Genomic DNA, 16900 nt, shown 5'->3' with positions numbered 1-16900 from the left:
CGGGCAGGGGGCGTGGTCGTGGTGCGGGTGCTCAGCCCGTGAGCGACGCGGTGCGCAGGGCGACCGCGACCACCACGGCCACCCAGAGACCGGTGAACGCGAGGACCTGCACGAGGGTGCGGCGTTCGCGTGGGGCGTACGCGAAGACGAGACCGAGCAGGCAGCCCGCCACGAGACCACCGAGGTGACCCTGCCAGCTGATGTTGCCCGTGAAGCTGATCGCTCCGTTGATCGCCAGCAGCACCAGCAGGCCACGCACGTCCTGACGGGCCTTGAGCAGCAGCACCAGGGCCATGCCGAAGAGGCCGAAGACCGCTCCCGAGGCGCCGGCGGTGCCGCCGAGCGGGTTCGACAACCACATGACGAACACGCCCGAGACGACCGCCGTCGTCACGTACGCGGCGATGAACCGCACCGTGCCGAGCGCACGCTCCACGAACGGCCCGAACAGGTACAAGGCGTACATGTTGAAGGCGATGTGCAGCACCGACAGGTGCAGGAACGCCGAGGTCAGGAGCCGCCAGTACTGGCCCTCGGCCACGCCGAACGGCCACATGGTGCCCTGCTGGTACAGCTCGCTGCGCAGGTCACCGGTGGCCATCTGCAGCACGTACAGGGTGACGTCGACGACGATGAGCGTCATCGAGACGATGCCCTCGCGCGCCTGCACGGCGCCGCCGGCGACGGTGCGCGGAGCGCGGACGGCCTTGGCGCCCTTGTTCACGCACTCCGGGCACTGGAAGCCGACCGACGCGTCGCGCATGTCGTCGGGGCAGATCGGCCGCTCGCACCGCTGGCACGAGATGTAGGCCTCGCGGTCAGGATGCCGGTAGCACCGCTGCGCGCCGTCGGCGCGCGGTTCGTCCACGGGTCAGCCGCGGTCGATCGTGACCTTCTCGATCACCACGGGGTCGACCGGACGGTCGAAGCCGTCGGTCGGCACGGCCACGATGGCGTCGATGACCTTCTGGCTCGCCTCGCCGTCGACCTCGCCGAAGATCGTGTGCTTGCGGTTGAGCCAGTCGGTGGGCACCACGGTGATGAAGAACTGCGAGCCGTTGGTGCCGGGCCCTGCGTTGGCCATGGCGAGCAGGTAGGGCTTGTCGAAGCGCAGGTCGGGGTGGAACTCGTCCTCGAACGTGTAACCGGGACCGCCGGTGCCGGTGCCGAGCGGGTCGCCGCCCTGGATCATGAAGTTGCTGATGATGCGGTGGAAGGTGAGTCCGTCGAAGAACGGGCGGGTGGCGACCTGGCCGGTGGCCGGGTCGAGCCACTCCTTGGTGCCCTCGGCCAGACCGACGAAGTTCTCCACCGTCTTGGGGGCGTGGTCGGGGAACAGACGGATGACCACGTCGCCGTGGTTGGTCTTGAAGGTGGCGCTCAGGGGGGAAGACACGTCGTTCCTCACTTGGTCGTGCGGGGCGGGACCCTTCCATCCTTCCACGCCCCGGCAAGCAAGCCACGCCGACGCTCCGCACGGCGGGAGACGGACCTGGCGCTACCGTGAGTCCATGCGAGAGCACCCCCTGCGCCTGGTCCTTGTCCTGCTCGCCCTGGCGGCGGGCGTCGTGGTCGCCCGCAACCTGACGGCCGACCGGGGCGGGGTCTACGACCCGGCCGGCGACGCCCGATGAGCGCCGCCGCGGGCTCCGACCTGCGGGTGGAGGTGACCCGGGTCGACGGGATCGCCGTCCTGACCTTCAGCGCGCCGCCGGTCAACCTGTACTCCCTGGAGCTGCACGACGCGTTCGACGTCGCGCTCGACGAGGTCGAGGCGGACCCGCCGCGCGCGCTGCTGGTGCGCGCCGAGGGCAAGCTCGTCTCCGGCGGGGTCGACGTGGCCCAGTTCCACGCCCGCACCTCGCAGGCCGACACCAAGGTGCTCTACGACCGGATGCTCGAGCTGCCCGAGCGGATCGCCGCCCTCGACGTGCCCACCTTCTTCGCGGCGCACGCCCTCACCCTCACGTGGGCCCTCGAGGTGGCGCTGGCCTGCGACATCGTCCTCGCCAGCGAGAAGGCGAAGTTCGGGCTCGTCGAGCGCGTGATCGGCCTGACCCCCACCATGGGCGGCACGCAGCGCCTGGCCCAGCGGGCCGGCGTGGCCCGGGCGAAGGAGGTCGTCTTCACCGGCGAGCTCTTCGACGCCGCCACCTTCGAGCGCTGGAACGTGGTCAACCGGGTGCTGCCCGTCGAGGGCTTCGAGGACGCGGTCCTCGACCTGGTGCGGCAGGTGGCCGTCGGCCCGACCCAGGCCTTCGGCGCGGCCAAGCGGATCCTGCGGGTGCACGAGTCGTCGGGCGTGCCCGGTGCCGTCGCGGCCACCACGCGCATCGCCTCGGAGCTGTTCGAGACCGAGGACCTGCAGCACGGGATGGCCTCGTTCCTGGAGAACGGCCCCGGCAAGGCGACCTTCACCGGTCGCTGAGCCGTCCCGTCAGGCGGTGCCGGGGGCGTCGGCCTCCGCGCGCAGCACGCGCGTGGTGCGGCGCTCGGCCCAGAAGCTCACGAAGGGCACCGTGGCCAGGAGCATCGTCGTGACGGTGAACGCCGGCTTCCAGCGGTGACGGCTCGACAGCAGGGCGATGAGCACGAGCAGGACCATGAAGAGGAGCCCGTGGACCTGGTCGATGACCAGGAAGACGTCCTGGTTGCGGCGCCACCACGAGCCGGGCTCGGTGAGGATCTTGCCGAAGAATCCGGCGAACACGACGAGCAGGTTCACGCCCACGACCCAGGCGAGGATGCGGTAGGCGACAGCGATGCGACTCACGGAGCCAGGTTATCGGCGGGCTGGTCGTCGGGTCGGTCGGCGGGTCGCTCCGGTGGTGCGGCGTCGTGGCGGGCACGCGCCTCGTCGACCTGGTCGCGGCACATCCGCCACCACATGACCACGGCGAACAGGCCGAACACCCACCACTGGAGGGCGTAGGCGAGGTTCTTCAGCCCCACCGTCCATGAGACGTCGGGGTCGGGCGGTTCGACGGGGGTCCAACCCTGCGCCAGCGCACCGTCGGGCGCGGGCGTGTCCAGGAGCCCGTAGCCGGACCAGAGCCGGTACGGCAGCTCGTTCAGCAACGAGGGCGTGGTGATCGCCGTCGTCGTGCGTTCGCGACCGAGGGGAGACCCGCCGCCCTGGCTGGGCTGGAGCACCACCGACAGCTGCTGGCGACCCTCGGGGACCGCCGGGATGACGGCGTCCCGCTCGGCCGACGGGTCGGCACGTCCACGCACCACCAGGAGCGCGCCGTCGGAGCCGTCGACGACGAAGGGAGCGACGAGCCACACGTCGCCGCGCGTCATCTCGCCCCGCACCCAGAACTGCTCGTCCACCGGCCCGAACCGTCCCTCGACGGTCACGCGCCGGTCCTGCAGGTCGGTCCGGAACGGCTGGCCCAGCCCCCACACGTCGACGATGGGAGCCGGCGCCGCAGCGGCGGACTCGCGCGCCGCGTCACCCTGGCGCGACTCGTACGCGCCGAGCTGCCAGAACCCGCCCGCCACGCACGCCGCCAGCGCCACCAGCGCGAACAGGTGCAACGGCGTGAGCCGCAGCCACAGCCGCGCGGTGGACGGCCTGGCCGCGGACGTCACGATCAGGAGGTGAAGGGCGTGAGGTGCGGGTAGAGCGGGAACCGCTCCGCGAGCGTCGTGACCCGCTTGCGCAGGCCCTCGACGTCGATGTCGCCCGGCTTGAGCGCCTCGGCGATGACGTCGGCGACCTCACGGAACTCCTCGGCACCGAACCCGCGGGTGGCGAGTGCGGGCGTGCCGATGCGCAGTCCCGACGTGATCATCGGCGGCCGCGGGTCGTTCGGGACCGCGTTGCGGTTGACCGTGATGCCGACCTCGTGGAGCCGGTCCTCGGCCTGCTGGCCGTCGAGCTCGCTGTTGCGCAGGTCCACCAGCACGAGGTGGACGTCGGTGCCGCCGGACAGAACCTGCACGCCGGCCTCACGGGCGTCGTCGGCGAGCAGCCGCTCGGCCAGGATCTGCGCGCCCTCGATGGTGCGCTGCTGGCGGTCCTTGAAGTCGGGCTCGAGCGCCATCTTGAAGGCGACGGCCTTGGCGGCGATGACGTGCTCGAGCGGGCCGCCCTGCTGGCCGGGGAACACCGCGGACTGGAGCTTCTTGACCAGCTCGGGGTCGTTGGACAGGATCACGCCACCGCGGGGACCACCGAGCGTCTTGTGCGTGGTGCTGGACACGACGTGCGCGTGCGGCAGCGGCGACGGGTGCAGGCCGGCCGCGACCAGGCCCGCGAAGTGCGCCATGTCGACCCACAGGTAGGCGCCCACCTCGTCGGCGATCTCGCGGAACGCGGCGAAGTCGAGCTGGCGGGGGTAGGCCGACCAACCGGCGATGATGACCTTGGGCGAGTGCTCGCGGGCGAGGCTGCGGACCTCGTCCATGTCGACCAGACCGGCGTCGTCGACGTGGTACGGGACGACCTCGTACAACCGGCCGGAGAAGTTGATCTTCATGCCGTGCGTCAGGTGGCCGCCGTTGGCGAGGTCCAGACCCATGATCGTGTCGCCCGCGCGGGCGATCGCGTGCAGCACGGCGGCGTTGGCGCTGGCGCCCGAGTGCGGCTGGACGTTCGCGTAGTCCGCGTCGAACAGCTGCTTCAGCCGGTCGATCGCGATCTGCTCGACCTCGTCGACGACCTCGCAGCCGCCGTAGTACCGCTTGCCCGGGTAGCCCTCGGCGTACTTGTTGGTGAGCACGCTGCCCTGCGCCTGCAGCGCGGCGACGGGGGCGAAGTTCTCCGAGGCGATCATCTCGAGCGTCGTCTGCTGGCGCTCCAGCTCGGCGTCGAGGAGACGCGCGACGTCGGGGTCGAACGCGGCGAGCGACTGGTTCAGGTCCATGCCCCCAGGGTAGTGGGCGTCCTCGAAGGGCGGGGGAGTCCGGGTGTGACGTGGGCGGGGGGTTGCGGCCTGCGTTCGTTCGTCTTGTCCTGCGGCTGCGCTGCCTCGGCTGGGTCATGTCCTGCGGCTGCGGTGGCTCGGCTGGGTCTGTCCTGCGGCTGCGCTGCCTCGGCTGGGTCTTGTCCTGCGGCTGCGCTGCCTCGGCTTCTCGTCGACCTGCGCTCCGAAAGGGCCTCGACCGGCGGTCGGGTGCGCGTTCAGCGGAGGTTCTCGGGACTCGGTCGGTGTCGCCGCACGGCTGCGCTGCTGTGAGAGCGAGTGGTCCTGCGCTCCGAAAGGGCCTCGACCGGCGGTGGGGTGCGCGCTCGGCCTGGGGTCTCGGGCCGCGGGTGCGCCGATGGTGCGTTCGGGGCGTCCTGACCGTCTCGGTGCCTCGCCCCCGTGTCGTTTGGGGCCGTGAGAGGTAGGTGGCGCGCGTTATTCGCCGGGCGGAGGTAGGTGGCGCGCGGATACAGACCTCCATACCGCGGGCCACCTACCTCTGACGCTCCGATTCCGCGGGCCACCTACCTCTCACCCGGCTGGGGCAGTGGGAGGTAGGTAACGCACCCCATCCGGGCGATTTGAGGTGCGTCACCTACCTCTGACAGCCCGGTTCGGTGCGAGACCTACCTCTGACGGCCCGGTTCGGTGCGTCACCTACCTCCGACGGCCCAGGACCGACCCGCAGCACCGGAGCTGGGCCGAGCGGGAGCCCATCCGCCGGTCGAGGCCTTTCGGGGACCGAGCCGGGACCCAGCCGAGCCAGCGCAGCCGCAGGACACCACCCAGCCGAGCCAGCGCAGCCGCAGGTCAAGCACCACCCAGCGAACGCAGCCGCAGGCCAGGACTCAGCCCAGCCGGACCGAACAGCCAGCCGAAGGAGGGGTCAGTCGCCGGAGAGGCGGTGCTTCTCGGCGAGCACCGCGGCCTGGGTGCGGCGCTGCAGGCCCAGCTTGGACAGCAGCTGGGAGACGTAGTTCTTGACCGTCTTCTCGGCGAGGTACATCTCGGTGGCGATCTGGCGGTTGGTCATGCCCTGGCCGATGAGGCTGAGGATGCGGCGCTCCTGGGCCGTCAGCTCGGCGAGCGGGTCCTTCGGCGCGGGTGCGTTGCGGATCCGGTCGAGGACCTGGGCGGTGACCGCGGGGTCGAGCAGCGACTGGCCGTCGGCCACCCGGCGGACGGCGTCGACGAGGTCGTTGCCGCGGATCTGCTTGAGCGCGTAGCCGGCGGCGCCGGCCATGATGGCGGAGAACAGCGCCTCGTCGTCGTCGAACGACGTCAGGATGATGACGTTGACCTCCGGGTGCGCGGCCCGGACGTCGCGGCACACCTCGATGCCCGACCCGTCGGGCAGGCGCGCGTCGAGCACCGCCACGTCGGGCAGCAGCGTCGGGATGAGCTCGAGCGCCTCGCCAGCGGTGCCGGCCTCGCCGATGACGGTCAGGCCCTCCTGCGCCTCCAGGAGGTCGCGGATGCCGCGTCGGACGATCTCGTGGTCGTCGAGCAGGAAGATCCGTACGGACTCGCTCATGTGGGGGTTCCTTCGTTGGCGGGGATCACGGCATCGACTTCGGGACGCTCCAGCGGACCTGGAGGCCGCCGTGCGACGGCTCCAGGAACTCGCACCTGCCGCCCAGGTTCTGGGCGCGGTGCCTCATGTTGCGCAGTCCGTTGCCGAACGGCTGGTCGGGATCGAGCCCGAGTCCATCATCGGTCACGGTGAGCACGATGTCGTCGGTGACGTCGAGCTCGATCGCGACCTCACCGGCGTGGGAGTGCCGCACGACGTTCGACAGGATCTCCTTGAGCACGGCTGCCAGCTGCTCGGCCGCCATGTCGGGCACCACGCTCTCGACCGGTCCGATGGTCTCCACCGTCGGGCGGTAGCCGAGCATCCGCTCGGCCTCGCCGACGATGGCGTCGATCTCGAGCCGCAGGTTGGCCGGCACCGTGGGAGAGCTCAGGTCGAAGATCGTGCGACGGATCTCCTTGATGGTCTGGTCGAGCCCGTCGACGGCGTCGGACAGTCGCGCCCCGACCGCCGGCGGGACCGAGGCGGAGGCGCTGTCGAGCGAGAGGCCGATGGCGAACAGGCGCTGGATCACCAGGTCGTGCAGGTCGCGGCCGATGCGGTCGCGGTCCTCGAAGATCGCCAGCTTGGCCTGGGTCTCGCGGGCCCGCACCACCTGCATGACCAGGGCCGCCTGCTGGGTGAAGCCGTTCGGCAGCTCGGGGTCGAGGGCCCACGTGGACGACATCTGCTCGGAGAACCACCCGATGACGAGGACCGCCGTCCCCTCCTCGAAGTGCAACGGGTGCGCCTGCACCGTCTGCAGCCCCGGGAGCGCGGCCAGCGTGTCGTCGTCGATGCGCTCGTCGTGCAGGGCGTCGGCGATGACCACCGCCTGCCCCGACCGGACGACCTCGCGCAGGAACGGGATGTCGGGACGGATTCCCACCGGGTCGGGCTCGATGCCCACCGCGGCCGTGACCACGAACGGCCCGTCGTCGTCGGGCACGACGAGGGCAGCAGCCCCGGCGCCGGCGACGTCGCGGACCCGCTCGACGATGAGCTGGCTGGCGGCCTGGCGGGAGATGGGGCGCAGCAACGCCGTGGCGACCTCGGAGGTGGCGCGCAGCCACCGACGCTGCTGCTCGCTCTGCTCGAACAGCCGAGCGTTCTCGATGACGACGCCCGCGGCCGACGCGATCGCGACCGCGACCTCCTCGTCCTCCGGCGTGAACCCGCCGTCACCCTGCTTGTCGGTGAGGTAGAGGTTGCCGAACACCTGGTCGTGGACGCGGATCGGCACGCCGAGGAACGACGTCATGTCGGGGTGGAGCCGCGGGAACCCCGCGCTCTCGGGATGGTTCTTGAGGTCGTTGACCCGCAGCGGCTCGGGCCGGTCGATCACCAGGCCGAGCAGGCCCTGGCCCTGCGGGAGGCGGCCGATCATGTCCTGGTGCTCGGCGTCGAGCCCGTGCACGGCGAACGTGCCGAGGCGGTGCGAGGAGCGACCGTCGAGCACGCCGAGGAACCCGTAGGTGGCGCCGACGAGCTCGCTGGCGGAGTCGACGATGCGCTGGAGGACGTTGTCGAGGGAGAGGTCCTGGGACAGCGCGACGACAGCGTCGAGCAGGCTGCTCTGACGCTCCGACCCCACTCCGCTCTTCTTCATCGACGACTCCCTCCCGAGGGAGGATAGTGCTGTGGCCGCTCCCACGGAGGGGGTTGAGCCGAACCTGATGGACACATGTCTGCGAGAGTCCCCAGCGGCCCGATCATGACGCGAGGCCGCGCGCACCGACCGCGTCGTCATCGAAACGCAACCTGCACGCCCTTCCAGCGGGCGCGAGCCACCACTAGCGTGCCGAGAAGTCCATGATCCGCGCAACCATCGCGCGTGGCACACCTGCTCAGGAAGGCAGCGCATGCACATCCATCGGGGGGCAGCGGTCCTCGCTGCGACGACACTGGCCGGGGTCACCCTGGCCGCCTGCGGCGCAGGCAACTCAGGCGACAAGAAGGTCGGCATCCTCGTCGGCACCACCGACAAGGTCGTCTCGATCGACCCGGCCGGTGCCTACGACAACGGCTCGACGCAGATCCAGACCCAGGCCTACCAGTACCTGCTGAACTTCCCGGCGGGCAGCACCGAGCTCACGCCCGACGCCGCCGAGAACTGCGACTTCGAGACGCCGACCGAGTACGTCTGCACCATGAAGGACGGACTGACGTTCGCCAACGGCAACGAGCTGACCGCCTCCGACGTGGCGTTCTCGTTCAAGCGGATCGTCGACATCAACGACCCGAACGGTCCGGCGTCGCTGCTCGGGGCCATGAAGAGCGTGGAGGCGCGCGACGACAAGACCGTCGTGTTCACCCTCGCGGCCCCCAACGACGTGACGTTCCCGCAGGTGCTCGTGACCTCGGCCGGACCGATCGTCGATGAGGAGACCTACCCCGCCGACAAGGTGCTGGACGACGACGCCGCCGTCGAGGCCCAAGGCTTCTCCGGTCCGTACACGATCGGGTCGTACACGAAGAACGAGCTCGCCGAGTTCACCAAGAACGAGAAGTACGACGGCGCCTACGGCGAGCCCGAGAACGACGCGGTCACCCTGACCTACTACTCGGACTCCAACAACCTCAAGCTCGACGTCCAGAACGGCAAGATCGACGTGGCGTGGCGCTCGCTCACCCCCACCGACATCGCCAGCCTGGAGAAGGCCGACGGCGTGGAGGTGCACCAGGGCGACGGCGGCGAGCTGCGCTACATCGTGTTCAACCTCAAGACGATGCCCGGCGAGGACGACGAGCAGAAGACGGCGATCCGCCAGGCCATGGCCAGCTCGATCGACCGCGCCGAGCTGTCGGAGCAGGTCTACAAGGGCACGTTCACGCCGGCCTACTCGGCCGTCCCCGACGGTCAGCCCGGCGCCACGGAGCCGTTCAAGGAGCTCTACGGCGAGAAGCCCGACACGGCCAAGGCCAAGAAGTTCCTCGACGACGCCGGCGTGGACACGCCCGTCGACCTCAAGCTGCAGTACAACCCGGACCACTACGGCTCCAACTCCGACCAGGAGTACGCCATGGTCAAGCGGCAGCTGGAAGCCACGAAGCTCTTCACGGTGGACCTGCAGTCCACCGAGTGGAACACCTACTCCGAGGAGCGGGTGAAGGACGCCTACCCGATGTACCAGCTGGGCTGGTTCCCGGACTTCCCGGACCCGGACAACTACCTGACGCCGTTCTTCGCGCCGAACAACTTCCTGCAGTCCCACTACGAGGACGACACGACGACGAAGCTGCTCGACACCGAGCGGACGCAGGCCGACGAGGCCGAGCGTGAGAAGACGCTCGCGCAGGTCCAGGAGCGGGTCGCCCAGCAGGTGCCGATCCTGCCGCTGCTGACGGGTGCCCAGGTGGCCGTGGCCGGCGACGACGTCGAGGGCGTGGACGACACGCTCGACGCGGCGTTCAAGTTCCGCTTCTCGTCGCTCTCGAAGGGCTGACGCACACGGAGGGGTGGGCCGGACCGGACCTCGGTCGGGCCCACCCCCTTCCGCGTGCGCCCTCCCGGGTGACACCAACCCGGTGACACCGCCCGTGTGACACCGCACGTCCCTGCACGACCCCACTCCCCGAGGAGTCCCATGTCTTCCGCCGAGGTGCTCGCCGCAGGCGAGCCGCCCGCCACCCCGTCATCGGGGCCCGCGCCCGCTCGACGTCGGGGGCTGCCGCCCCTGGCGCGCTACCTGCTGGTGCGTCTGGCCCTCGTGGTGCCGATGATCTGGGTGCTCGTCACCCTCGTGTTCGTGCTGCTGCGGGTGATCGGCGACCCGATCACCGCAGCCCAGGGCGGACGCCTGACCCCCGACCAGATCGCCCAGCGCAAGGCCGACGCCGGCCTCGACCGACCCATGCTCGTGCAGTACTGGGAGTACGTGTCGGGCCTGGTGCGCGGCGACTTCGGCACCACGCTCACCGACAACCAGCCGATCTCGCAGATCCTCAAGGTCAACGGCGCGGCGACCCTCGAGCTCACCCTCTACGCCCTGGTGGTGGCCTTCGCGATCGGCATCCCGCTGGGCCGGCTCGCCGCCCGCTACCGCGACCGCCTGCCCGACGTGACCCTGCGGCTGTTCGCGATCGTCGCCTACGCGGCGCCGGTGTTCTTCGTCGGCCTGCTGCTCAAGCTGGCGTTCACGCCGTTCGGCTGGCCGTCGTCGGGGCGGGCCTCCACGACCACGCTGCTCACCCTGCAGGACGTGAAGCCGCGGACGAACATCCTTCTCGTCGACGCCATCTTGTGGGGTGACCCGGGCTACGTGCTCGAGGTCCTCCAGTACGCGCTGCTGCCGGCGCTGGCACTCGGTCTGCTGACCGGAGGCGTGTTCCTGCGGCTCGTGCGCATCAACCTGCTGCAGACGCTGCGCGCCGAGTACGTGACCGCGGCCCGCGCCCGAGGGATCTCCGAGGGTCGTGTGGTGCGCAAAGTCGCGTTCCGCAACGCGCTCGTGCCCGTCGTCACCGTCATGGGCATGCAGATCGCCATGCTGCTGGCGGGCGCCGTGCTCACCGAGACCACCTTCGAGTGGAAGGGCATCGGCTACATGCTCGCCGAGTACCTGAAGGCGCGCGACTTCCTGGCCGTGCAGGGCATCGTCACGCTCATCGCGCTCGTGGTGTGCCTGGCCAGCTTCCTCATCGACGTCATCGTGGCGCTCGTCGACCCGAGGGTGCGGTTCTGATGGCGCGGGCGAGGAACCTCGTGCCCGGTGTGGTGCGGCAGAGCCACGGCCTGCAGCGCTTCATGCTGCTCCTCGGCTTCGCGATCGTGATCGCGTTCGTCGTCGTCGCCGTGCTCGCGCCGTGGATCGCGCCGTACGGCTTCAACGACGACCGCGGTGCCGACGGCGTCGTGTTCGGCACGCAGCAGGCACCGTCGGCCGCGCACTGGTTCGGCACCAACGTCGGCGGCACCGACGTGTTCTCGCGCGTCGTCTACGGCACCCGCACCGCGGTCATCGTCATCGCGCTGGCCGTGGTGCTGTCGAGCCTCGTCGGCGTGCCGCTCGGTCTGGTCTCGGGCTACCTCGGTGGCTGGCTCGACCGCGTGCTCGTGCTCGTGATGGACGCGCTCTACGCCTTCCCGTCGCTGCTGCTCGCCATCGTCGTCTCGATCGTGCTCTCCGGGGGGTCGAGCGGGGCGTTCGGCGGCATCATGTCGGCCGCCATCTCGATCACCGTGATCTTCGTGCCCCAGTACTTCCGGGTGATCCGCAACGCCACGCTGTCGGTGAAGACCGAGCCGTACGTCGACGCCGCTCGCGTGGTGGGCGTGCGGACGCCGCGCATCATGTTCAAGCACGTGTTCAGCAACGTCGCGCAGAACCTGCCGATCATCGGCACCCTCAACGCCTCCGAGGCGATCCTCACTCTCGCCGGCCTGGGGTTCCTGGGCTTCGGCATCGAGCCGTCGGCCGCCGCGGAGTGGGGCTACGACCTCAACAAGGCGCTGCCCGACGCCACCAACGGCATCTGGTGGACGGGCGTGTTCCCCGGCCTGGCGATCGTGCTGGTCGTGCTGGGCGTGACGCTCGTGGGCGAGAGCCTCAACGACGTGCTCAACCCGCTGCTGCGCACGCGCGGTGGCGACGGCGGATCCGGCACCACCGAGTCCGAGATCGAGCTGGACGAGCAGGCCTTGGCCGAGCTCGACGCGAGCGGTGGCGTCGAGGAGGTGCCCGACGACGTCAGGAGGGCCGCGGTCCTCTCGCTGGGGGACCTCACCGTCTCGTTCGCGACCGACGGTGGAGCCGTGCGTGCCGTGCGCGGCCTGTCGTTCGACGTCGCGCCCGGCGAGGTGCTGGCCGTGGTCGGCGAGTCCGGGTCGGGCAAGTCGGTCACGGCCCGTGCGGTGCTGGGCCTGCTGCCGTCGACGGCGACGGTCTCGGGATCGGCGATCCTTCGGTCGGGTCTGGACCCGTCGAGGGGCGGGCCGGCGGTGCTGCCCGGCGACGAGCGAGAGGACAGCCCGGCGGGGGTGCCGGGCCGTGGGCGGCAGACTGGCACCGAGCGCGAGCTCGTCGGACGCAGCGCGAAGGACCTGCGGCCGATCCGCGGCGACGAGGTCTCGATGGTGTTCCAGGAGCCGTCGACCGCCCTCGACCCCGTGCGCACCGTCGGCTGGCAGATCGTCCAGGGCATCCGCGCCCACCGCGACGTCAGCGCCAAGGCCGCCCGCGAGCGGGCCGTCGAGCTGCTCGAGATGGTGGGCCTGCCCGACCCCGAGCAGCGTGTCGACTACTACCCGCACCAGCTGTCGGGCGGGCAGAAGCAGCGCGTCGTCATCGCGATGGCCATCTCGTGCGACCCCGACGTGATCGTGGCCGACGAGCCCACGACCGCGCTCGACGTGACCGTGCAGGCGCAGATCCTCGACCTGCTGCTCAGCCTGCGCGACCGGCTGGGCACCGCGATCGTGCTCATCACCCACAACATGGGCGTCGTCGCCGACGTGGCCGACCGCGTCGTGGTCATGTACCGCGGTCGGCTCGTCGAGACCGCGCCCGTCGACCGGCTGTTCGCGGCCCCCCGGCACCCCTACACGCGGGCCCTGCTCGACGCGGTGCCCCACCTCGGCCGCGAGGACGGGCCGTCGCTCGTGTCCGAGGACGCCGACGTCGTGCTCGACGTCGACGACCTGGTCGTGCAGTTCCCGGGCCGCCTCGGCCAGCCGGCGTTCACCGCGGTCGACCACGTGTCGCTGCAGGTGCGTCGCGGCGAGGTGCTCGGGCTGGTGGGCGAGTCGGGCTCCGGGAAGTCGACGATCGGGCGCGCCGCGGTCGGGCTGCAGCAGCCCACCAGCGGGACGATCTCGGTGTCGGGCACCACGGTGTCGGGACTGTCGGACGCGCGGCTTCGCCCCCTGCGGTCGCGCTTCGGCTTCGTGTTCCAGGACCCGGCGGCCTCGCTCAACCCCCGGATGAGCATCGGGGACTGCATCGCGGAGCCGCTGCGGGTGCAGACCGACCTGTCCTCCGCCGACGTGGACGCGAAGGTCGCGTCGCTCCTGGAGTCGGTCGAGCTGCCCGCGTCGTACGCGACGCGGTTCGGCCACGAGCTGTCCGGTGGCCAGCGCCAGCGCATCAGCCTGGCCCGCGCCATCGCGCTGGATCCCGACCTGCTGATCGCGGACGAGCCGACGTCGGCGCTGGACGTGTCGGTGCAGGCGCGGGTGCTCGAGCTGTTCGCCGAGCTGCAGCAGCGGGTGGGCTTCGCGTGCCTGTTCATCAGCCACGACCTGGCCGTGGTCGACTCGCTCGCGAACCGCGTGGCGGTGCTCCAGCACGGTCGTCTCGTCGAGGTCGGCCCGCGCGAGGACGTGCTGCGTCGTCCGCAGCAGGACTACACCCGCCGCCTCATCGCGGCCGTCCCCGTCCCCGACCCCGTCGAGCAGCGGGCCCGCCGCGCGACCCCCACCCCCTGACCCGACCCGGTGGGCCACCCCGCCCGCCGCGTGCCCGCGATTCCCATCACTTGATGGGAATCACGAGCTCACCTCGGGAATCCCTCACTCACCCCGGCGTGCTCGCCAGGGTGAGTGAGGGATTCCCGAGGTGAGTGGCCGGGGCGGCAGCTCGGACCTGCGCCACGAGCACGGGTCAACGCTCCGGGTGGCTCAGTCCCGGTCGGCGGGTGGAACGCCGCACCCCGGGTGACACTGGAGCGATGAAGCCGCTGACCTCTGCACGCTCGACCCTCGGAGCGACGATCTTCGCGCGAGTCGCGGGCGACGAGGGACCGGCCCGACGCGAGCGGATCATGTTCGCGCCGGGACCACGCCGGTTCGCTCCCGACTCCGCGATCGCGACGGTCCACGGCGACGCGTCGATGTTCGTGGGTGGCATCCGTGCGCTGCTGCTCCAGTCGCTGCACCCGCTCGCGATGGCCGCGGTCGACCAGCACTCGGGGTTCCGCGGCGACCCCTGGGGCCGGCTCCAGCGCACGAGCGGCTTCCTCGCGGTCACCACCTTCGGCACCGACGCCGACGCAGCGCGGGCCATCCGCGCGGTGCGCGCCGTGCACGACACGATCTCCGGCGTCGCTCCCGACGGTCGGCCGTACCGGGCCTCGGACCCGCACCTGCTGCGCTGGGTGCACGTGGCCGAGGTCGACAGCTTCCTGCGCGCCCACGACCGGTACGGACACCGGCCGCTGGACGCCGAGGGGCGCGACGCCTACGTCCGCGAGGCCGCCGTGGTGGCACGCGAGCTCGGGGCGAGCGACGTCCCGGAGTCGGTCGCCGAGCTCGAGGCGGCCCTCGAGGCGTTCCGTCCGGAGCTCGAGAGCACCGAGGCGGCCCGACGAACCGTGCGGTACCTGCTCGTCCACCCACCCGTGCCCCTCGCCATCCGCGTCCCGTACGGCGTGCTCGCGGCGGCCGGAGTCGGACTCATGCCGCGCTGGTCGCGCTGGCCGCTTCGCCTGCCCTGGCTCCCGGTGGCCGAGGCGAGCGCCGTCCGGCTGGGCGGCGAGGTGGTGACCCGGTCCATCCGCTGGGCCATGACGCCGCCCGAGCGCCCGATCGAGGCCTGAACGTCCCACTCACCACGGATTCCTGCCACTCACCATGGCGGGCACGCCATGGTGAGTGGGAGATTCCCGTGGTGGGCTCATGATTCCCATCAAGTGATGGGAATCGCCGGGACGTGCGGTGGTCGGGAGGCCTGGCAGGATCGGGGGGTGGACCAGAAGAGCTTCGAACCTGACGTGATCGTGGTGGGTGCCGGACTGGCGGGGCTGGTGGCGACGCACGAGCTGGTGCTGGCCGGCCGCAGCGTGCTGGTCGTCGAGCAGGAGAACCGGTCGAACCTCGGCGGGCAGGCCTTCTGGTCGCTCGGCGGGCTGTTCCTCGTCGACTCCCCGGAGCAGCGGCGCATGGGCATCAAGGACTCGCCCGAGCTCGCCCTGCAGGACTGGTTCGGCTCCGCGGCGTTCGAGAGTCCGGCCGACGACGAGACCGGGCACGACGCCTGGGGCCGACGCTGGGCGGAGGCGTACGTGCACTTCGCGGCCACCGAGAAGCGCCAGTACCTGCGCGACCTCGGCCTCAAGGTCCTGCCGATCGTGGGCTGGGCCGAGCGCGGCAGCGGCAGCGCGAGCGGGCACGGCAACTCCGTCCCGCGGTTCCACCTCACGTGGGGCACCGGTCCCGAGGTCGTGCGCGTGTTCGCCGAGCCCGTGCTGGCCGCCGAGCGCGCCGGGCGGGTGCGGTTCGCCTTCCGCCGCCAGGTCGACGACCTGGTCGTCGAGGGCGGGTCGGTGGTCGGCGTGCGCGGCACCGAGCTGGAGCCGGACGAGTCCGACCGTGGCGTCGCGTCGTCGCGCACCCCGGTCGGCACGTTCGAGGAGCGCGCCGCCGCCGTGGTGGTCACGTCCGGCGGCATCGGCCACAACCGCGACCTGATGCGGGAGTCCTGGCCCACCGACCGCCTCGGACCCGCGCCGGAGCACATGATCCTCGGCGTGCCCGCCCACGTGGACGGCCGCATGCTCGCCATCACCGAGTCCGCCGGCGGCCGCGTGGTCAACCGCGACCGCATGTGGGCCTACACCGAGGGCGTGCACAACTGGGACCCGATCTGGCCCGACCACGCCATCCGCATCATCCCCGGCCCGTCGTCGCTCTGGTTCGACGCGACCGGCCGACGGCTGCCCGCGCCCAACTTCCCTGGCTTCGACACGATGGGCACGATGAAGGAGATCCTGGCCACGGGCCACGACTACTCCTGGCTCGTGCTCACGCAGTCGATCATCGAGAAGGAGTTCGCGCTGTCGGGCTCGGAGCAGAACCCCGACATCACCGGCAAGGACCTGAAGTTCCTCGCCCAGACGCGGCTCGCGAAGGGCGCACCGGAGCCGGTCGAGAAGTTCAAGCAGCACGGCGAGGACTTCGTCGTCGCGCACACGCTGGCCGAGCTGGTCGAGGGGATGAACGCGAGGAGCCGCGGCGGGGCCACGATCGACCTCGCCACGCTGGAGCAGCAGGTCGTGGAGCGCGACCGCGAGGTCGACAACGCGTTCAGCAAGGACCTGCAGCTCATGGCCGTGCACAACGCGCGTCGCTCCCGCACCGACAAGATCGTGCGCGTGGCCAAGCCGCACAAGATCCTCGACCCCGAGCACGGTCCGCTGATCGCCGTCCGGCTGAACATCCTGTCGCGCAAGACGCTGGGCGGGCTGCAGACCGACCTCGAGTCCCGCGTGCTCGACGACAGCGGCATGCCCGTGCCCGGCCTCTACGCGGCCGGCGAGGTCGCGGGCTTCGGCGGTGGCGGGGTCCACGGGCACAACGCCCTGGAGGGCACCTTCCTCGGCGGGTGCATCTTCTCCGGCCGTGCGGCGGGGCGATCGCTCGGACGACGTCTGTCCTGAGGGCCCCCTCGACGGGCTCGGGGAGCGGCGTGGGGCGGCC

At 71.1% G+C, this 16900-nt stretch carries 14 protein-coding genes; 7 read left to right on the top strand and 7 right to left on the bottom strand.

The window, feature by feature from the left end; genetic code table 11:
• Nucleotides 1-31 precede the first annotated feature (31 nt).
• Both RQG84_RS04815 and RQG84_RS04810 read right to left on the bottom strand, forming a co-directional pair.
• Complete coding sequence (locus RQG84_RS04815; RefSeq protein ID WP_311209091.1) at nt 32-868, bottom strand: rhomboid family intramembrane serine protease; 837 nt, start codon at nt 866-868, stop codon at nt 32-34.
• 3 nt (nt 869-871) lie between these two features.
• Entirely contained in the window at nt 872-1396 is a 525-nt protein-coding gene (locus RQG84_RS04810; RefSeq protein ID WP_055966091.1) for a peptidylprolyl isomerase, read from the bottom strand.
• Between the two features lie 115 nt (nt 1397-1511).
• Between RQG84_RS04810 and RQG84_RS04805 the strand changes: the two genes are divergently transcribed.
• Together RQG84_RS04805 and RQG84_RS04800 are read left to right on the top strand one after the other, a co-directional pair.
• Complete coding sequence (locus RQG84_RS04805) at nt 1512-1634, top strand: hypothetical protein (protein ID WP_311209090.1); 123 nt, start codon at nt 1512-1514, stop codon at nt 1632-1634.
• On the top strand, nt 1631-2428 hold the full coding sequence (locus RQG84_RS04800; protein WP_311209089.1) for an enoyl-CoA hydratase/isomerase family protein: 798 nt from the start codon (nt 1631-1633) through the stop codon (nt 2426-2428). The genes RQG84_RS04805 and RQG84_RS04800 overlap by 4 nt, the downstream gene beginning before the upstream one ends.
• Nucleotides 2429-2437: 9 nt before the next feature.
• Here the strand turns inward: RQG84_RS04800 and RQG84_RS04795 are convergent, their stop codons facing one another.
• From RQG84_RS04795 to RQG84_RS04775, 5 genes are all read right to left on the bottom strand, one after another.
• The gene (locus RQG84_RS04795) at nt 2438-2773 is read right to left on the bottom strand and encodes a DUF3817 domain-containing protein (protein ID WP_311209088.1); all 336 of its coding nucleotides are present in this window, start codon (nt 2771-2773) and stop codon (nt 2438-2440) included.
• Nucleotides 2770-3594, bottom strand: a complete 825-nt coding sequence (locus RQG84_RS04790) for an SURF1 family cytochrome oxidase biogenesis protein (protein WP_311209087.1) — start codon at nt 3592-3594, stop codon at nt 2770-2772. The genes RQG84_RS04795 and RQG84_RS04790 overlap by 4 nt, the downstream gene beginning before the upstream one ends.
• 2 nt (nt 3595-3596) lie before the next feature.
• Complete coding sequence (gene glyA, locus RQG84_RS04785; protein WP_311209086.1) at nt 3597-4871, bottom strand: serine hydroxymethyltransferase; 1275 nt, start codon at nt 4869-4871, stop codon at nt 3597-3599.
• A 928-nt stretch (nt 4872-5799) separates the two neighbouring features.
• Nucleotides 5800-6447, bottom strand: a complete 648-nt coding sequence (locus RQG84_RS04780) for a response regulator transcription factor (RefSeq protein ID WP_311209085.1) — start codon at nt 6445-6447, stop codon at nt 5800-5802.
• 25 nt (nt 6448-6472) lie between these two features.
• A complete protein-coding gene (locus tag RQG84_RS04775) occupies nt 6473-8095 on the bottom strand; it encodes a GAF domain-containing protein (protein ID WP_311209084.1) in 1623 nt (540 codons plus the stop codon).
• A gap of 253 nt (nt 8096-8348) precedes the next feature.
• On the opposite strand from RQG84_RS04775, the gene RQG84_RS04770 reads away from it, so the two are divergent.
• From RQG84_RS04770 to RQG84_RS04750, 5 genes are all read left to right on the top strand, one after another.
• Nucleotides 8349-9932 carry an ABC transporter substrate-binding protein gene (locus RQG84_RS04770; RefSeq protein ID WP_311209083.1) on the top strand — a complete coding sequence of 528 codons (1584 nt, stop codon included), beginning with the start codon at nt 8349-8351 and terminating at the stop codon, nt 9930-9932.
• A gap of 141 nt (nt 9933-10073) precedes the next feature.
• Entirely contained in the window at nt 10074-11171 is a 1098-nt protein-coding gene (locus RQG84_RS04765) for an ABC transporter permease (protein WP_311209082.1), read from the top strand.
• Nucleotides 11171-13912: a dipeptide ABC transporter ATP-binding protein gene (locus RQG84_RS04760; protein WP_311209081.1), complete on the top strand. Its 2742-nt coding sequence runs from the start codon at nt 11171-11173 to the stop codon at nt 13910-13912. Before RQG84_RS04765 ends, RQG84_RS04760 begins: the two co-directional genes overlap by 1 nt.
• Before the next feature lie 242 nt (nt 13913-14154).
• Nucleotides 14155-15021: an oxygenase MpaB family protein gene (locus RQG84_RS04755; protein ID WP_311209080.1), complete on the top strand. Its 867-nt coding sequence runs from the start codon at nt 14155-14157 to the stop codon at nt 15019-15021.
• A 147-nt stretch (nt 15022-15168) separates the two neighbouring features.
• Complete coding sequence (locus RQG84_RS04750) at nt 15169-16860, top strand: FAD-binding dehydrogenase (protein WP_311209079.1); 1692 nt, start codon at nt 15169-15171, stop codon at nt 16858-16860.
• Nucleotides 16861-16900: the final 40 nt, after the last annotated feature.

The sequence above is a fragment of the Aeromicrobium sp. WCS2018Hpa-31 genome, assembly GCF_031843905.1.
Lineage (GTDB): Bacteria > Actinomycetota > Actinomycetes > Propionibacteriales > Nocardioidaceae > Aeromicrobium.
Note: the sequence above shows the minus strand (reverse complement) of the source record. Positions and strands in the feature narration are given on the sequence as shown.